The organism is Cytobacillus sp. BC1816, assembly GCF_051353635.1.
Taxonomy (GTDB): Bacteria; Bacillota; Bacilli; order Bacillales; family Cytobacillaceae; genus Cytobacillus; species Cytobacillus oceanisediminis_C.
In genome coordinates, this window is sequence record NZ_CP195611.1 from 2,859,660 (window position 1) to 2,873,986 (window position 14,327).

Annotated in this window: 17 protein-coding genes and 1 pseudogene; 7 read left to right on the plus strand and 11 right to left on the minus strand. The window is 40.6% G+C overall.

Features of this window, described 5'->3' with window-relative positions; all coding sequences use genetic code 11:
• Positions 1 to 94: 94 nt before the first annotated feature.
• Positions 95 to 748, minus strand: a complete 654-nt coding sequence (locus ACR42H_RS14650; protein ID WP_436376942.1) for a DsbA family oxidoreductase — start codon at positions 746 to 748, stop codon at positions 95 to 97.
• A gap of 1,598 nt (positions 749 to 2,346) precedes the next feature.
• The gene (locus ACR42H_RS14655) at positions 2,347 to 3,354 is read right to left on the minus strand and encodes a DUF3231 family protein (protein WP_113884815.1); all 1,008 of its coding nucleotides are present in this window, start codon (positions 3,352 to 3,354) and stop codon (positions 2,347 to 2,349) included.
• A 131-nt stretch (positions 3,355 to 3,485) separates the two neighbouring features.
• Between ACR42H_RS14655 and ACR42H_RS14660 the strand changes: the two genes are divergently transcribed.
• Complete coding sequence (locus ACR42H_RS14660; protein ID WP_395858198.1) at positions 3,486 to 4,028, plus strand: hypothetical protein; 543 nt, start codon at positions 3,486 to 3,488, stop codon at positions 4,026 to 4,028.
• A gap of 8 nt (positions 4,029 to 4,036) precedes the next feature.
• Here the strand turns inward: ACR42H_RS14660 and ACR42H_RS14665 are convergent, their stop codons facing one another.
• The 4 genes and pseudogenes from ACR42H_RS14665 to ACR42H_RS14680 all read right to left on the minus strand — a co-directional run bounded on the left by ACR42H_RS14665 (position 4,037) and on the right by ACR42H_RS14680 (position 6,893).
• Positions 4,037 to 5,152: a cysteine desulfurase family protein gene (locus ACR42H_RS14665; RefSeq protein WP_436371409.1), complete on the minus strand. Its 1,116-nt coding sequence runs from the start codon at positions 5,150 to 5,152 to the stop codon at positions 4,037 to 4,039.
• Between the two features lie 259 nt (positions 5,153 to 5,411).
• Positions 5,412 to 6,093: pseudogene (locus ACR42H_RS14670) on the minus strand (Type 1 glutamine amidotransferase-like domain-containing protein).
• 34 nt (positions 6,094 to 6,127) lie between these two features.
• Positions 6,128 to 6,508, minus strand: coding sequence for a VOC family protein (locus ACR42H_RS14675; RefSeq protein WP_436371411.1), 381 nt, complete (start codon positions 6,506 to 6,508; stop codon positions 6,128 to 6,130).
• Between the two features lie 94 nt (positions 6,509 to 6,602).
• On the minus strand, positions 6,603 to 6,893 hold the full coding sequence (locus ACR42H_RS14680) for a hypothetical protein (protein WP_436371413.1): 291 nt from the start codon (positions 6,891 to 6,893) through the stop codon (positions 6,603 to 6,605).
• A gap of 173 nt (positions 6,894 to 7,066) precedes the next feature.
• Here ACR42H_RS14680 and ACR42H_RS14685 point away from each other — a divergent pair, with 173 nt between their 5' ends.
• A complete protein-coding gene (locus tag ACR42H_RS14685) occupies positions 7,067 to 7,360 on the plus strand; it encodes a phospholipase (protein ID WP_113884810.1) in 294 nt (97 codons plus the stop codon).
• A 113-nt stretch (positions 7,361 to 7,473) separates the two neighbouring features.
• Entirely contained in the window at positions 7,474 to 7,845 is a 372-nt protein-coding gene (locus tag ACR42H_RS14690) for a VOC family protein (RefSeq protein WP_436371415.1), read from the plus strand.
• 60 nt (positions 7,846 to 7,905) lie between these two features.
• On the opposite strand, the gene ACR42H_RS14695 is transcribed toward ACR42H_RS14690, so the two are convergent.
• The gene (locus ACR42H_RS14695) at positions 7,906 to 8,133 is read right to left on the minus strand and encodes a hypothetical protein (RefSeq protein ID WP_113884808.1); all 228 of its coding nucleotides are present in this window, start codon (positions 8,131 to 8,133) and stop codon (positions 7,906 to 7,908) included.
• Positions 8,134 to 8,287: 154 nt separating this feature from the next.
• Here ACR42H_RS14695 and ACR42H_RS14700 point away from each other — a divergent pair, with 154 nt between their 5' ends.
• On the plus strand, positions 8,288 to 9,157 hold the full coding sequence (locus tag ACR42H_RS14700; RefSeq protein ID WP_436371418.1) for an EamA family transporter: 870 nt from the start codon (positions 8,288 to 8,290) through the stop codon (positions 9,155 to 9,157).
• Positions 9,158 to 9,410: 253 nt separating this feature from the next.
• Here ACR42H_RS14700 and ACR42H_RS14705 read toward each other — a convergent pair whose 3' ends face one another.
• Positions 9,411 to 10,262, minus strand: coding sequence for a GNAT family N-acetyltransferase (locus ACR42H_RS14705; RefSeq protein ID WP_436371420.1), 852 nt, complete (start codon positions 10,260 to 10,262; stop codon positions 9,411 to 9,413).
• Positions 10,263 to 10,334: 72 nt separating this feature from the next.
• Positions 10,335 to 10,796, minus strand: a complete 462-nt coding sequence (locus ACR42H_RS14710; RefSeq protein ID WP_436376943.1) for a hypothetical protein — start codon at positions 10,794 to 10,796, stop codon at positions 10,335 to 10,337.
• A 158-nt stretch (positions 10,797 to 10,954) separates the two neighbouring features.
• Between ACR42H_RS14710 and ACR42H_RS14715 the strand changes: the two genes are divergently transcribed.
• Positions 10,955 to 10,999, plus strand: a complete 45-nt coding sequence (locus ACR42H_RS14715; protein ID WP_113884847.1) for an erythromycin resistance leader peptide — start codon at positions 10,955 to 10,957, stop codon at positions 10,997 to 10,999.
• Between the two features lie 311 nt (positions 11,000 to 11,310).
• Entirely contained in the window at positions 11,311 to 12,180 is an 870-nt protein-coding gene (locus ACR42H_RS14720; RefSeq protein WP_436371422.1) for a putative RNA methyltransferase, read from the plus strand.
• 260 nt (positions 12,181 to 12,440) lie between these two features.
• Here the strand turns inward: ACR42H_RS14720 and ACR42H_RS14725 are convergent, their stop codons facing one another.
• The gene (locus tag ACR42H_RS14725) at positions 12,441 to 12,848 is read right to left on the minus strand and encodes a RidA family protein (RefSeq protein WP_436371424.1); all 408 of its coding nucleotides are present in this window, start codon (positions 12,846 to 12,848) and stop codon (positions 12,441 to 12,443) included.
• A 216-nt stretch (positions 12,849 to 13,064) separates the two neighbouring features.
• Between ACR42H_RS14725 and ACR42H_RS14730 the strand changes: the two genes are divergently transcribed.
• The gene (locus ACR42H_RS14730; RefSeq protein WP_436371426.1) at positions 13,065 to 13,424 is read left to right on the plus strand and encodes a hypothetical protein; all 360 of its coding nucleotides are present in this window, start codon (positions 13,065 to 13,067) and stop codon (positions 13,422 to 13,424) included.
• Positions 13,425 to 13,466: 42 nt separating this feature from the next.
• Here ACR42H_RS14730 and blaOXA read toward each other — a convergent pair whose 3' ends face one another.
• Positions 13,467 to 14,225, minus strand: a complete 759-nt coding sequence (blaOXA, locus tag ACR42H_RS14735; RefSeq protein WP_436376945.1) for a class D beta-lactamase — start codon at positions 14,223 to 14,225, stop codon at positions 13,467 to 13,469.
• Between the last annotated feature and the right edge of the window lie 102 nt (positions 14,226 to 14,327).

Genomic DNA, 14,327 nt, shown 5'->3' on the forward strand with positions numbered 1-14,327 from the left:
AGTTGGGCTTATGTACGCTTTATGGATGAATCAAAAAGAACCAGTCTTGTCCTTTTTAAAGGACTGTTAGACTGGTTCTTTTTGATTCATCTAATTATTTCTTAGGAATTTCACATCCGTCATCATCACAGATCATACCGTCATTATCATTTAAAACAGTAATTTCATCCTCTGCAATAATCTTCTGCAACGCCTGAACAAACATCTCAGTTGGCTGCGCTCCGCTAAGTGCATACTTTTTATTAATAAGGAAGAATGGAACCCCGGTGATGCGGTATTGCTGTGCCAGTTGCTCATCTGCACGGACTTCATCTGCAAACTCATTGCCGGCAAGCATTTTTTCAGCTTCCTCACGGTTCAGGCCGACTTCTTCGGCTAATTCTGCTAAAGCGGCATGATTCCCTATATGAATGGAATCTGTAAAATAAGCCTGGAGCAGCCGGTCAGTCATTTCTTTCATAAGCCCTTTCGTTTTGGCAAACATCGTCAGACGGTGAGCATCAAACGTGTTAGTGAGAACGACGGTATCAATGTTGAATTCAAGCCCGGCATTTCTCGCCATCTGCACCATGTTTTGGGTGTTGGCTTTCGCCTGTTCAATCGTCATCCCGTATTTCTTGGATAACTTTTCATACATATTATCCTTTATATCCCGTTCAGCTGTCGGGTCCAGCTCAAAGCAGCGATAAGTGACTTCAATTGGATGATTAATCTGTTTAATGGCATCTTCCAGATGCCTTTTGCCAATATAGCAAAACGGTCAAGCGAAGTCAGTCCACATTTCAATATGCATATAATATTCCTCCAATACAGTATATTCCTCTTTAGTATAGTAGGTGGCGTTTTATTTTACACGGAAAAAGCTTAAGGGTCGATTTGGTGGGATTAACACCCGTATTAAATTGTACATTGTTGGTCGCTGTTGATTATGTTTAACTGCCTTTTCGTGATAATTTATTGCGATTCACTACCATTTGTTGCGGCGCTCTCCTCTTTTCGTCATTATTTCTTCTGATTAACTACCATTTCTTACGGCATTCTGCCCTTTTCGTCGTTATTCCTTACGATTTACTACCATTTTTTCCGGTGCTCTGCCCTTTTTGTCGTTATTTCTTCTGATTAACTACCACTTCTTCCGGCGCATTGCCCTTTTTGTCGTTCATTACAATTAACTACCATTTCTTACGGCGCTCTGCCTTTTTCGTCGTTATTCATTACGATTAACTACCATTTCTTACGGCGCTCTCCTCTTTTCGTCGTTATTCCTTCTGATTAACTACCATTTCTTACGGCACTCTGCCTTTTTCGTCGTTATTCCTTCTGATTAACTACCATTTCTTACGGCACTCTGCCTTTTTCGTCGTTACTCATTACGATTAACTGCCATTTCTTACGGTGCTCTGCCGTTTTCGTTGTTATTCCTTATGATTTACTACCATTTCTTTCGATGCTCTCCTCTTTTAGTCGTTATTCCTTCTGATTAACTACCATTTCTTACGGCACTCTGCCTTTTTCGTCGTTATTCCTTATGATTAACTGCCATTTCTTACGGCGCTCTGCCCTTTTTGTCGTTATTCCTTCTGATTAACTACCATTTCTTACGGCACTCTGCCTTTTTCGTCGTTATTCATTACGATTAACTGCCATTTCTTACGATGCTCTCCTCTTTTCGTCGTTATTCCTTCTGATTAACTACCATTTCTTACGGCACTCTGCTTTTTTCGTCGTTATTCATTACGATTAACTACCATTTCTTACGGCGCTCTGCCCTTTTCGTCGTTATTCCTTCTGATTAACTACCATTTCTTACGGTGCTCTGCCTTTTTCGTCGTTATTCCTTCTGATTAACTACCTTTTCTTACGGCGCTCTGCCCTTTTCGTCGTTATTCCTTCTGATTAACTACCATTTCTTACGGCACTCTGCCTTTTTCGTCTTTATTCATTACGATTAACTACCTTTTCTTACGGCGCTCTCCTATTTTCGTCGTTATTCATTACGAGGTTACCATTTCTTCCGGTACTCTGCCCTTTTCGTGTTTATTCACCTTTTACTCTTGAGATCCATCTCAAACCGGTATCAGCTGACATACTAATTTCCGATGATTCGCATGTGCGTTGAACGCCAGCTTAGTGTTGCAAAACCTTCCATTGATGTTATTCAACACGCCAAGGGCAACTAGTTCTGCCGGCTAAATTATCTTTTGTCAGCAGAAAAAAACAGAATACAAATTGCTGGTTTTCACCGCCCTGCAGACTTTTTTAAATCTTCAAGCAAGTGGAATTACAATTACTAAAGAAATCAAAAAAGGCTGGAAAAGGTTAAGTCCCTTCCCCAGCCTTCAGCGATTATATATTTGCCAGTTCATCATGATCTGCCGGATGCGGCGGCTCCTCGAACCAGCCATTTTTGATCAGAATGTTTGCTCCATCTTCAGCAAAATTAGCAATTTCAGCGGCCAAGCGAATGTAATTAACCGAAATATCCTTTCGTGCACTTGAAGCTGCACTTGTGGCATAAATCCCTGCACTAAGAGCAATGAGGGATGTCGTCATAAACATCATTAGCTTATCTGAAAAGGGTGGGACAGTGGAATCTGTTACTTCCATATCCCAAGACATACTAACAGGCAAATAACTTTCTTCGAGCAACCCGGCAAATACTTTTGTATGCTTTGCTGCTATATCCCTGCCCCTTGCCATGAATTGGCCAACTTCCTTCGATTGGGCGACCTGGCTAAATCCCACCATAATCGTTTTTCCCATGGCATTCCTTTTTAAATTCATATAAATATTTGTAATTTCAATAACATTCGGCGGCCTTTTATCACCAAACAAGCCACCCATGAATTTTTTGCTTTCAACAAAGCTGGTTTCTTTCACTGGAATGACATGAGGGGATCTCATATATAAGCCTCTGTTCAACAGCATTTTTTTTAGCTTTGTTTCATATTCATTAATTTCCATCAAACAATTATTAAAGTATTCCTCGATATCAGATCGGACGGAAAGTGTTTTGGACAGCGCATAAAAATTGACAGCAAACATGGCAATATTGTAAAAGAAATGCAGGGAAAAATTTTCCGAAAACAACTGTGGAGCATTTTCTCTTATATCCTCTTCAGGTTTAAATCCATGGGGCACGGATAACCCTTCGTTTTCAAAAAAGCCCGTCAGTCTCTGTAAATGTTTGTCAGTCAGTTGAATACTATCCTCAAGCATGGACTGTAGTTCCCGGTCTTCAATAACATTTAAAAAGTATGTGAAAATACAATTACACATGCTGCTGTTCAAATAAGCCGACCATAATTGCGCTATTTCAGCTGCCGTTAATTCCGTATTTTGATTATCACTCATTGGCTCCACGTCCCTCTTTTTATTTTATTATTTCCAAAGTGCTGAAATAAAAAAGAAATTTTTTATTAAAACAGGGGTTCATGTTTCATCATTCATAACAGATCAAATATCGGACATCCTATTAATGGGAGGTGTTTCATTTGATCGTTTATCACGGTTCAATTAGGAAATTTGATCACTTTCATAAAGAGCACGCTATTCAAAAATCAATGAAAGAGTTCGATACGATTGGCATTTGGCTTTCATCAGATTTTGAATCTGCTAAGTCCTTTGCCTTCGGGACAGAAACCGTTATCGAAAAATCGGACACTGAGTTTTGGGAAGATGGTTTGCCGAAAGTGGTTGAATATGACAAACAAGTCCCGGGATTTGTTTATAAAGTATATATAGATGAACCGATTTTAAAGGACTACGATTCCTATGAGCATTTCATGAATGAGCGGGACCCCTATTGTGACTATGCAAGCACAAAAAAAAGACACCTTACCTGGAAAGATAAGGCGATCTTACTAAATAAAGATGAAGCCAATGCCGAATTTCGCAAAAGTCTTGTAAAGAAAGGCTACGATGGGATTGCCGTACGGAAAATGGCCATTGAAGCCGGCGATACGGATATGTATTGCATTTTTTCGGATGATCTTCTGCAAATTGCCGGTGTCTTTTCAGCGGAATAAACGGCAGCCTAGATCTTTTCTTTCAGCCAGGAAATCACCTGATCGAGTTCCTCTTTTACCGTATATCTTCCTAGACTGAATCTGACAGCACCCATTCCAACCTTTTCAGGAATCTTCATTTCTTTTAAAACAGGGGACAATTCCACTTTGCCTGAATGGCAGGCTGACCCTGTAGAGGCAGCAAGCTGTGGAATGGCGGATAAAATGTCCTGTCCAACCCGATTGATAAAACTGACATTCAGAGTATTCGGAAGCCGTTTTTCTTCATGGCCGTTAAGGACAACTCCATCACCAAATGCCTCCTTCAATTGACCCCAAAAATAATTCGTTAAGTCTGCAATCTTCCGGTCCCAGACCTGTTCCTGAGCCAGCTCACATGCTTTTCCGAGCCCGGCTGCAAGCAGAGTGTTCTCTGTTCCTGCACGCAATCCAAACTCGTGCCCAGCCCCATGAATCAGCGGCTCCAGCTCAATGCCTTTTCTGATATATAAGGCGCCAATTCCTTTTGGGGCATACAATTTATGGCCCGCTATTGTGAGCATATCCACATTCAGTTGATTAACATCAACAGTTACCTTGCCCATAGATTGAGACGCATCGGTATGAAAAGTGATCCTGTGTCTTCTGGCGATTTCCCCTATTTCTTCGATCGGCTGAAGGGTCCCCACTTCATTGTTTGAATGCATCATGGTGATCAGGATTGTATCTTCCCGAATGGCATCTTCAATAGCCTCAGTAGAAACCAGCCCATATGCATCCACATCCACCATGGTGATTTCAGCACCCAGGCGCTCCAGAAATTTCAGGGGCTCCACGATGGCAGGATGCTCGATTTTAGACGTAATAATATGTTTGCCTTTTTGCTGGTGCTTGAAATAATAACCCTTTAATGCCAAATTATTCGCTTCACTTCCGCCGCTTGTAAAAATAACCTCTTCCGGCAAACATGACAACAAGCCAGCTACCTGTTTTCTTGCATTCACCAGCTTCTCTTTTACTGGTTGCCCAGCCCAGTGCAGAGCGGAAGGATTTCCATAAAAGTCCGTCAGCAGCGGATTCATGACATCTACAACTTCCGATGCCAAAGGTGTGCTTGCATTGTAATCGAGATAGACTTTGTTCATTCCTCTTCCCCCTTTGCCTTAAGAATATCAAAACCATGAAAATAGAGGAAATAGAGATGCTTCAGAAACATAGGAAAAGGGATGCCGGCGCACCCCTAAATTACACTTAACAAAAACTTTACAGGCCAATTATATTCTATTAATAAAGGACACGTATAATAAAACTATGCTTACCAATCGAAAGGAGCTGGCGGAATGCTTGAGAAACTGTTCAGATTAGTGGTCCTGACGATTTTTTGTACGCTATTCCCGTAAGTTGTTATCCTAAGAATTCAGCTACAAGCACTTCCTCTTTTACCTCTCCATCAAAATAAACTCTATATGCCCTTGCATCAGGCCTTTAGCTGACAATCTTCAGAATATCCTGGTCTATGAAGTGAATGACAGCTCCATCATCTGCCGCTATACCAGCTTTGATATTGTTCTCAGACAATAATCGATGATAGGAAGGCCTTCTATTTAATTCACCATCATAATAAGGACAATTACTGCCTTTTAAAAATCCTAAACATTTTAACGGATCCAGCTTTTCATCCCCAAAGGAATTTGTAACGCCTTCTTCAAACCAGCATAAAGAGCCGGCGCTTATGCCAGCCAGAATAATCCCTTGATTCCATGCTTTCTTAAGCACAGCATCTAATCCCCATTCCTTCCATAAAGATACGAGATTTCTCGTGCTGCCTCCGCCAGCATAAATAATATCTTTCTTCAGAATAAAGCCTTGCCGGTTTAAATAAAGATAAATGGGATGGCTGACAGGGCATTTTTTCAAAAGAATGATAGAATCTGTTTGTATATTGGTCGGAATCCCCACTTGCTGTAGGAACAAAACAGATCCTGGGATTCGGTTTGCCAGACTGTCTCAGTATATACTCATCTAAAAATGGATTGGCGGGCTCCATAGAAAACCCTCCGCCTCCAAGAGCAATAATTTGTTTCAACTATATACCTCTTAATTTACTTTCAATCCCTTTCTCACTTTTTCTCCATCACAGCATAGTAATTTTCTTCTCCATCCGCAAAGTTAAAAACCCGGCCGGAAGGCATGTCTACCATTTCTCCAACGGTAATATTCTTGTTTGAAAAGTCGCTATACAGCTGCTCAATATTTTCCGTGAAGAACATCAATGAAGGGGTGCCCAGATTTAATCCCGGCGACATCTTCTCTACCCATTCCTTGTTGTGCAGTATGATGCTAGTTTCCGCCTCCTTCGATGGTGCCACTTCGATCCATCTCATTCCCTGGCCATTATCTTCTTCGTCTTTTACGTGAAATCCGGCTTTTTCAGTCCAAAATTTCACTGCTTCATCCTGATTGTTTACGTATAGCATTATTTGTCCAACTTGTTTAATCATACTTTCACACTCCTATCGTTATTTCATATTATACAATTCTGAAAATTAAATCAATTAAAAAGAGAGCCCTGCCCCAGGACAAAGCTCTCTTCCTTTAGTAATAGTAAGGGTATGGCGGATACGGGTATGGCGGGTAAGGATAGTAAGGATAGTAAGGATATCCAAATCCTGGCCCAGGTGCCAGCAAGGCTCCTGTCGCCAGGCCCCCTAAAAATCCAAGCCCCAGTCCAAATCCAGGTCCTCCAAATCCGAATCCCGGCCGGCCAAACCCAAATCCTGGTCTCCCGAATCCAAATCGGGGCCGAACTCGTTGGTCAGTGAAATACATGCCATTGTGAGGAACATACTCCTGTGCCACTGGCATGTGCTGATATTGATAATCCAAACGGAACTCCTCCTCTGTATTTGTCTACAGTTAAGGATATGCGTCAGGTGCCTATGGGGTATGGGCCCCTGCCCTTAATCAGAAAACAATCTTCATTTAGTAGATAAGTAACCACACCTCTAGCAGGGTTCTGCCATATCTATAATTAAATTGATATAAAAAGGGGGATACTATTGAGGAGAAAAAAACAGATTCCTTGCCTGTTCCCCGGCTACAGATGGTGCGGTCCCGGATGCAGCGGACCAGATGCCCCTATTAACGGCGTGGATGCCTGCTGCATGGCACATGATAAATGCTGGGCAAACGGTAGATCGAAATGCAGCTGTGACCGGGAATTCCTGAGATGTCTGAAGCCAAAGACAAACAGGCACGGCGAAGAAGGAACAATTGCGGCGATTATTTATATTTATATGAAAATCCAAACCGATTTTACCTGCAGCCGGTTTCGGAGAAGAAGACTTTATTAAAAAGCGGTCCCAGCCGCTTTTTTAATGGCAACTCTATTGCTTTATAAAATGGCTTCGATTAAACTCAAATTGTATTGTCTGAATTATATAAAAATTAAACCCTTGGAGGAACTATGAAACTAGGAGCATTTTCAGTAAGTTTAACTGTTAAAGACATTAAGAAGTCAAAAGAATTTTACGAAAAACTTGGTTTTGAAGCATTAGGCGGGGATATCTCTCAAAATTGGCTGATCTTAAAGAATGCAAGCTGTGTAATAGGTCTATTCCAAGGGATGTTCGAGAAAAACATTCTTACATTTAACCCTGGCTGGAACCAAAATGCAGAAAATTTAGAGGGATTCACTGACATTCGGAATCTTCAAAAGCAGCTGAAGGAACAAGGGGTTCATATCATTAACGAAGCAGATGAGTCAGGCGCTGGTCCTGCAAGTTTTACACTCGAAGATCCGGATGGCAACGCCATACTTTTCGACCAGCATAGGTAGAGTTTACGTAATAATAGAAACAGCAGTGCCAATTGACACTGCTGTTTTAGCTCATAACAATTACCGTTCATTTCCCCGTTTAAAGTTCCCCGTTATCTTCGCCATGATTAATTGCCTGCTCTTTTCTTCTTCAGCATCATTCATTTTTTTTAGAAATTTCTCTGCCTCTTTCCCTTTTAGAATTTTCACCTGTTTTCCATTATAATCAAGAAATACTGTGTTATTCTTATTTAGCCGAAAACTAAATGGTTCATCGTTCAAGCGATTCCTTTTATCAATTTGATCCATTTCCTGCCTCCTTGCTTAATCAAACTATAATATAGAATACTCAGCAAAAAAACAGAATTTTTTAAATGTATACTAAAGGAATCAGAGAATATTCTATATTCACTTCAGCAAAATAAAATATAATAAACCCATTGAAGAAATGGAGATCATGTCTATGAGCATCATTTTAGCTCTGCTTGCCGCGGTATTTGCATCCTTCACAGCCATCCTCGCAAAAATTGGCATTGAAAAGGTTGATTCCAACTTAGCTACTGCAGTCCGGACGATTGTGGTGGTCATCATGGCCTATCTTATGGTTGTTATTACGGGAGAAACGGAAAGCATCTTGACTATTTCTGTTAAATCGTACATATTTCTCATTCTTTCAGGCCTGACAACCGGCTTATCATGGATTTGTTTCTTTAAAGCCATTCAAATCGGCGACGTGTCAAAAGTAGTGCCCATTGATAAGTCGAGCGTTGTCTTAACCATCCTGTTATCATTTATTATTCTAAGAGAACCCGCTACAGCTTTAGTTGTTTCAGGGGGAGTCATTATCTCCATTGGAACCTTTGTGTTAATCGGCAAAGACAGAAAGAAGACTTCAAAAAGGAAAGTATTCAATACAAAATCGTATATTTTCCTGGCGGTATTGTCTGCAGTATTTGCTGCAGCCACCAATATTTTAGCAAAGTTAGGAATTGAAGACGTCGACTCCAATGTGGCTACTTTCATCCGGACTGTGGTCATCATTATTTTCGCCTGGGGAATTGTGTTTTTTCAAGGGACCTTTAAGGAACTAAAAAAAATATCCAAAAAGGCTTATCTATTTCTTTTCCTCTCCGGAGCCGCAACCGGATTATCCTGGCTGTGCTATTTCGGCGCTCTCGCCATCGGCAAGGTTAGTGTTGTCAATCCCATTGATAAGTTCAGTGTTGTGCTTACAATGATTTTAAGCTTTATCATATTAAAAGAAAAACCGGCGATGAATACAATTGCAGGCGCCATTTTGATTACTATAGGGACGGCTCTGCTGATAATCTAGGCGATAATTAAAGATAAATACATAAAAAACCGGCTTTAATCCTGAGATTAAGCCGTTTTTTTATGATTTTGCATGGAGACTGTGCTTTCCCCAGCCGCTTTTCAGAAACTATATAAGCATTATTGACCTGCTATTGACATTGACGTGCGGATAGACCAAATTTACATGCGGATAAAATATTTTACTTGCACATAGCCCAATTTTATCTGCGGATAAAAATATTTATTTGCGCATAGCCAATTTCGTCATTTCTCTATCCAAAAGCCTGCGAAGCAATAGCATATAAGGAATTGTTCCTCTGCGGCATAGCTGCTGAATTTTTCACCATGACTGGGGGAGTATTTGCTTTAACAAAACCGCACCGATCCAAATAAGACATAAAATCGGTTCTTCCCTTTGGAACATCAATACGCAGCTTCCCTTTATGATGTAAAGCCAAATTTTCTACGATTAAAGCAGCTGTTTCTGAATCTGGAGCTGCAATGGGTCCGAGTATTAAATTTACTGGCCCTTGTATGGATAATCCATATCCTATGATTTCTCCATTATTATTTTTAACAACAAGACATTGTTTGGACTGGCTGATTCGATTGCGGAGAAAAACGCTTCGCTTATCTCCAACGGCAGTCCCGTCCAAATCAACAAGTTTGGCTAAATCAGACTGCTTGAAGTCTTCTATGTAAACACCATCATGATCCTGTAAATTTTCAGGGACGAATTTATCACAAAGAAATTTGCTTATATAATCCACTGCTGTGAAGCCCATTTTTTCATAAAGGGGCTTTCCTTCCTTCGTTGCAATTAGCATTACCGCCATATCCGCAGTAATACTTCCAGCACATTTCCGGACTGCTTCCATTGCCAGCCCTAATCCTCTGAATTCTTCATGGACAATAACCATGCCAATCGACGCCAGTTTAGTGTCATAGGGGATTATTGCTGAACTAGAAACAATTCTCCCTGCAGAATTCTTATGACCGAAAACTCTCCCCGATTCCAAAAGTGTTCTAACTTCATTTTCATCATAATCCCATCCAACCGATGCCGATAAATCTATTAGACCGGGAATATCATATTGATTTAATTCTGCTAATTCTGCTATCATTCGCTTCTCCCTCATAGTCTTTTGTTTTTTCACCCCCACTAAGTATTAAATACTCTTTATACAATATCCTTCTTACTCTGCACATCTCTTTAATGTGAATTGTAAAACGGCCGGCCCCAGACGATTGGTCCTTGAATTGGACAGCCTCAAGCTTACGATCGTTTCAGGAGATAGTTCTGCTGAGATTTCATCAAATTTCCCCACCCATGGCGAACCGCCAAACCAGCTGGGCTGATCTTCCTTAACGGGATACATTTTAAATCTCCAGCTTATTTCACCTGGGATTTGGGCAAACCCTTCATATTGATCATAATCTCCAAAGTTAGAAGGCTGAGGCATCCAATCAGCGTATATACCAACACCGGTTCGTTCTCTTACAGGGCTGCCAGGCTGTTCCGTATACGGTTTCTTTACCTTTGTTATTAAAGCTGTGCCGCTAATATTGGGAATTTTATTTACAGGCTTCAGTACAATGCTGCAGGGATATGAGAGGGATTGTGCATATGCATTACTCTGAGATATAGAAAGTGCCATGAAAATCGTCAGTAAAAGTTTTTTTTCATAGGTTTTCCTCCATTTCAAGCTAAGTCTTCCCTCCCCTCTTTTATAAAATTCTGTATAGGACCTTTACTTATCTTAGAATAGCAACTATAATACAACTGTATTTTATCTTTAAGGAGGATTATTAAAAAATGACATACGCAATAAGACTTCGATTCCCAGCTTTGAACCAATAATTTAATACGTTCAAAGGCTCTGTTTGTGTATGCAGAGTAAATGGGATTAGTCTGTCCTTTTTTAATAATCTTCAATTTATATGGAATAGCGTCAATATGTTATTTCATATTCTGCCAAATGAAATTGGCAAATTGAGAAAGGCATGGTTTTTGCCTTTCTTTTTTTATATCTCTTAAACTCTTCCATGAAACAGGAAGGTTTATTAGCTGACGGCTCTGATTAGCCCAGCCGAATTAGGATGGGGCTTCTTCCCTTTACTCTGAATCACAGGCAGATGCCTGTGATTTTTTTGTTGAAAGGAAGAGAAAACATGGTAAATCAAACAATCGCTGCAAAGTTTAGGACGTTCAGTAATTCTCTAAGATGCCCTCTCTGTAAAGAATCATTGAAGCTTGTTCAATATAAAAGCCTCCTATGTTCGAACAGGCATACCTATGATATTTCAAAGCATGGATATGTGAACATGCTTAATCATTCTGCCAAGAGCCGCTACAGCAAAACCTTATATAAAGCCAGAGAGAAAATTATCATGGAAAGTGAACTTTTTGATCCCCTTCATGATAAAATTTCAACCGTGATTCATGACTATTTCGCAAATTCCAGCACCCCATCCTTAATGCTTGATGCAGGATGCGGTGAAGGTTCGCATCTGAAAAAGATATTAGAGAATTCCAGGGTTGGAACGATGACAGGTGTCGGTGTGGATATTTCGAAAGCCGGGATTGAACAGGCTGCGAAAAATTACAAAGATGAAATATGGCTTGTAGGGGATCTGGCGAGATCTCCTTTAGCAGATCAGTCCTTCAATATGATTCTGAATCTCTTCTCTCCTTCAAATTACAAGGAATTTAAGAGAATTTTGTCCTCAAAAGGGCTCATCATAAAGGCGGTTCCGCGCACAGGGCATTTAAAGGAAATGCGGAATTCCCTTTATGGAAGCAATGAAAAAAATTTATATAAAAATGATGAGATCGTTTCCCTTTTTAGAAAGCATTTTACCCTAACCGACACGATTCATGTGACGGATGAAAGAAAAATGGACGAAAGCAAACTTCCGTATTTAGCCCGGATGTCTCCCCTTTCCTGGGATTCCAATCAGGCTGCCATTCACTCTTTTATTAGCAGGAACAGCAGTCATGTAACGTTAGATGCAGATATTCTGATCGGTATAAACAAATAGGAAGTGAGGTTTTATAATGGAAAAAGATGGCTTGAATTAAAATATAGAAGTTTCTTATTTAGATAGATTGGTACTAAATATTCCAAGCAGGTGCCCTTTGCTATAAAATTTAGGTTAAGCATAGATGGCTTGAACAACAGCCGCAATCTGTGAATAGAAACAACCCTAATAATTAAAGAATGTTCAATTCCAGAACTTATACCAAAAAAATGCTCTAAGAACAGCTCTTAGAGCATTTTTTTCGGCATAATAGAGTTTTTTTATTCTTTGGATAAAGCCGCAACCGCTTCTATCTCAACTACTTGACCGCTATATCCCAAAACGGTTACACCGGACAATGTACTTGGAACATCATGTGAGCCGAATTCTTCTCTAACTGCCTGCCAGGCTGTCACCAAATCTGACTGGTCTGAGGATGCAACGAGGACTCTTGTATAAGCCACATCCTTTAATTCTGCACCGCATTCCTTTAATGCTGACTTCAAGTTATCGACACAAAGCTTGGCCTGTTCTTCATATCCGCTTTGCTCAGGCACTCTGCCAGTTGCATCAAGGGGGCATGCTCCCGCCATAAAAAACAGGTCCATTTCGGAAGGAACATAGGATGCATAAGCATAATCAACTGACGGTAATTTCGATGAACGGATTAAGGATATATTTTGGGTCATTTCAGGATTCCTTTCTATTGACAGTACCTATATTAATTCCGCATATATGCAATTTTTCCTCTTTCGGTTAAACTGTTTTTAATAAGGTTCTCTAAAAAGGCGGGTGGCAATTTGGGCTTAAAACGATTGTTAAAAGCGAGTTTAACTTATTCCCTTTTTATAATAATGATTGGATGCTCAACTAACGCTGGGGAAGAAGCTGAATTCCCTCCATCGATGAATGCGGTTGCCGAAGTGGACGGAACAGATTATCAAATGGAAAAAGGAAATGAACAGTGGGTCAGAAAAAAAGGGCTGGAAACGGAAACTGTGACAACAGATCACGCATCACCGAATCAGATGGCAGATCATATAACACCTATTATGATAAAACCAGGCCAAAAAGTTAGGATTAAGATTGAAGATGAACCGGTTATTAAAGTGTACTTATGGAATGAAACAGGGAAAGAAAAAGAAATCAAGCTGGAGGATCATCAAATCACTGTACCTTCAAGTAAAGGCAATTATATTTATGAAGTCTTAGCAGAATGGCCAAATGGGAAAGCCTCTTTTACATTTGCAGCTGAAGTCCAGTGAGGGAAACAATGAACATGCCTTCCTTCACTGGATCCGCTAACATCAGTCTTTCATGATTTTTTTCTCCTTCAGCACTTCCACAGCAATATTTTTTGCCTCGGTACCTGTTCCATCAATATTAACCGAAAACACCCATGAGCCTTTCTCTGTTTCAATAAAGCCAACGTACCAGCCCAGTCCCATGTCAGACAGCCTTGTCCCTGTTTTGCCATGCAGGATGAACTGATCCTGTTCATCCTGAATCATCATACGTTTGACTGTCTTTTGGTTCTTTTGTGAAAAAGGCAAGTCTTCTTCAACCAGTTTTTCGATAAAATCAGCTTGCTCTTCTGCGGAAATTTTCAGGCTGCTGTCCAGCCAAAAGGCATCAATTCCTCCTGATATGTCCTGGTTTCCGTACTGAATTTTTGAAACGTATTCCTGCATATTCTTTTCACCAATCGTTCTCGCCAGGTCCTGGTAAAACCATATAGCTGATTCCCTCATGGCAGAAGCCAGCGAATGGTCCCGGTTCCAGCTGTCGAATTCCCGCTCGACTCCATCCCATCTTTTCACTTCATATTCATCTCTTACAGCGGCAGTCTCCAGTCCGATTAGGGCATTGGCGACTTTAAAGGTTGATTCAGGCGTCATCCTCTCTTTGCTCCTCTCCTTGTTGTAGACATAAACCTTGTCATTCTTAAGATTTTTGAGAACCATAGTGCCCTCTGTTCCCGCAAAAGCTTCTTCAATGGGCAGATGCCTTGTGTTTTCCTTTCCGCCTAATGCCTCAGCACCAGTACCCGTCAGCAGCAATAACATGGAAATGGCCGCAATACCCGCTCTTCTCATCCACTTCATCTTCTTTTCCCCCTTCATAAAATAGGATTTCAGTCATGATGTCAGCTCTTGTATTTGTCCCTT

What these genes read in the sequence shown, in the direction of transcription:
- ACR42H_RS14705 (WP_436371420.1), bottom strand. Translation starts at nt 10,262, where the DNA reads ATGATAGCAGAATTAGCAGAATTAAATCAATATGATATTCCCGGTCTA.
- ACR42H_RS14695 (WP_113884808.1), bottom strand. Translation starts at nt 8,133, where the DNA reads ATGGATCAAATTGATAAAAGGAATCGCTTGAACGATGAACCATTTAGT.
- ACR42H_RS14730 (WP_436371426.1), top strand. Translation starts at nt 13,065, where the DNA reads ATGAATGCGGTTGCCGAAGTGGACGGAACAGATTATCAAATGGAAAAA.
- ACR42H_RS14725 (WP_436371424.1), bottom strand. Translation starts at nt 12,848, where the DNA reads ATGACCCAAAATATATCCTTAATCCGTTCATCGAAATTACCGTCAGTT.
- ACR42H_RS14675 (WP_436371411.1), bottom strand. Translation starts at nt 6,508, where the DNA reads ATGATTAAACAAGTTGGACAAATAATGCTATACGTAAACAATCAGGAT.
- ACR42H_RS14720 (WP_436371422.1), top strand. Translation starts at nt 11,311, where the DNA reads ATGGTAAATCAAACAATCGCTGCAAAGTTTAGGACGTTCAGTAATTCT.
- ACR42H_RS14690 (WP_436371415.1), top strand. Translation starts at nt 7,474, where the DNA reads ATGAAACTAGGAGCATTTTCAGTAAGTTTAACTGTTAAAGACATTAAG.
- blaOXA (WP_436376945.1), bottom strand. Translation starts at nt 14,225, where the DNA reads ATGTTATTGCTGCTGACGGGTACTGGTGCTGAGGCATTAGGCGGAAAG.
- ACR42H_RS14700 (WP_436371418.1), top strand. Translation starts at nt 8,288, where the DNA reads ATGAGCATCATTTTAGCTCTGCTTGCCGCGGTATTTGCATCCTTCACA.
- ACR42H_RS14655 (WP_113884815.1), bottom strand. Translation starts at nt 3,354, where the DNA reads ATGAGTGATAATCAAAATACGGAATTAACGGCAGCTGAAATAGCGCAA.
- ACR42H_RS14710 (WP_436376943.1), bottom strand. Translation starts at nt 10,796, where the DNA reads ATGGCACTTTCTATATCTCAGAGTAATGCATATGCACAATCCCTCTCA.
- ACR42H_RS14665 (WP_436371409.1), bottom strand. Translation starts at nt 5,152, where the DNA reads ATGAACAAAGTCTATCTCGATTACAATGCAAGCACACCTTTGGCATCG.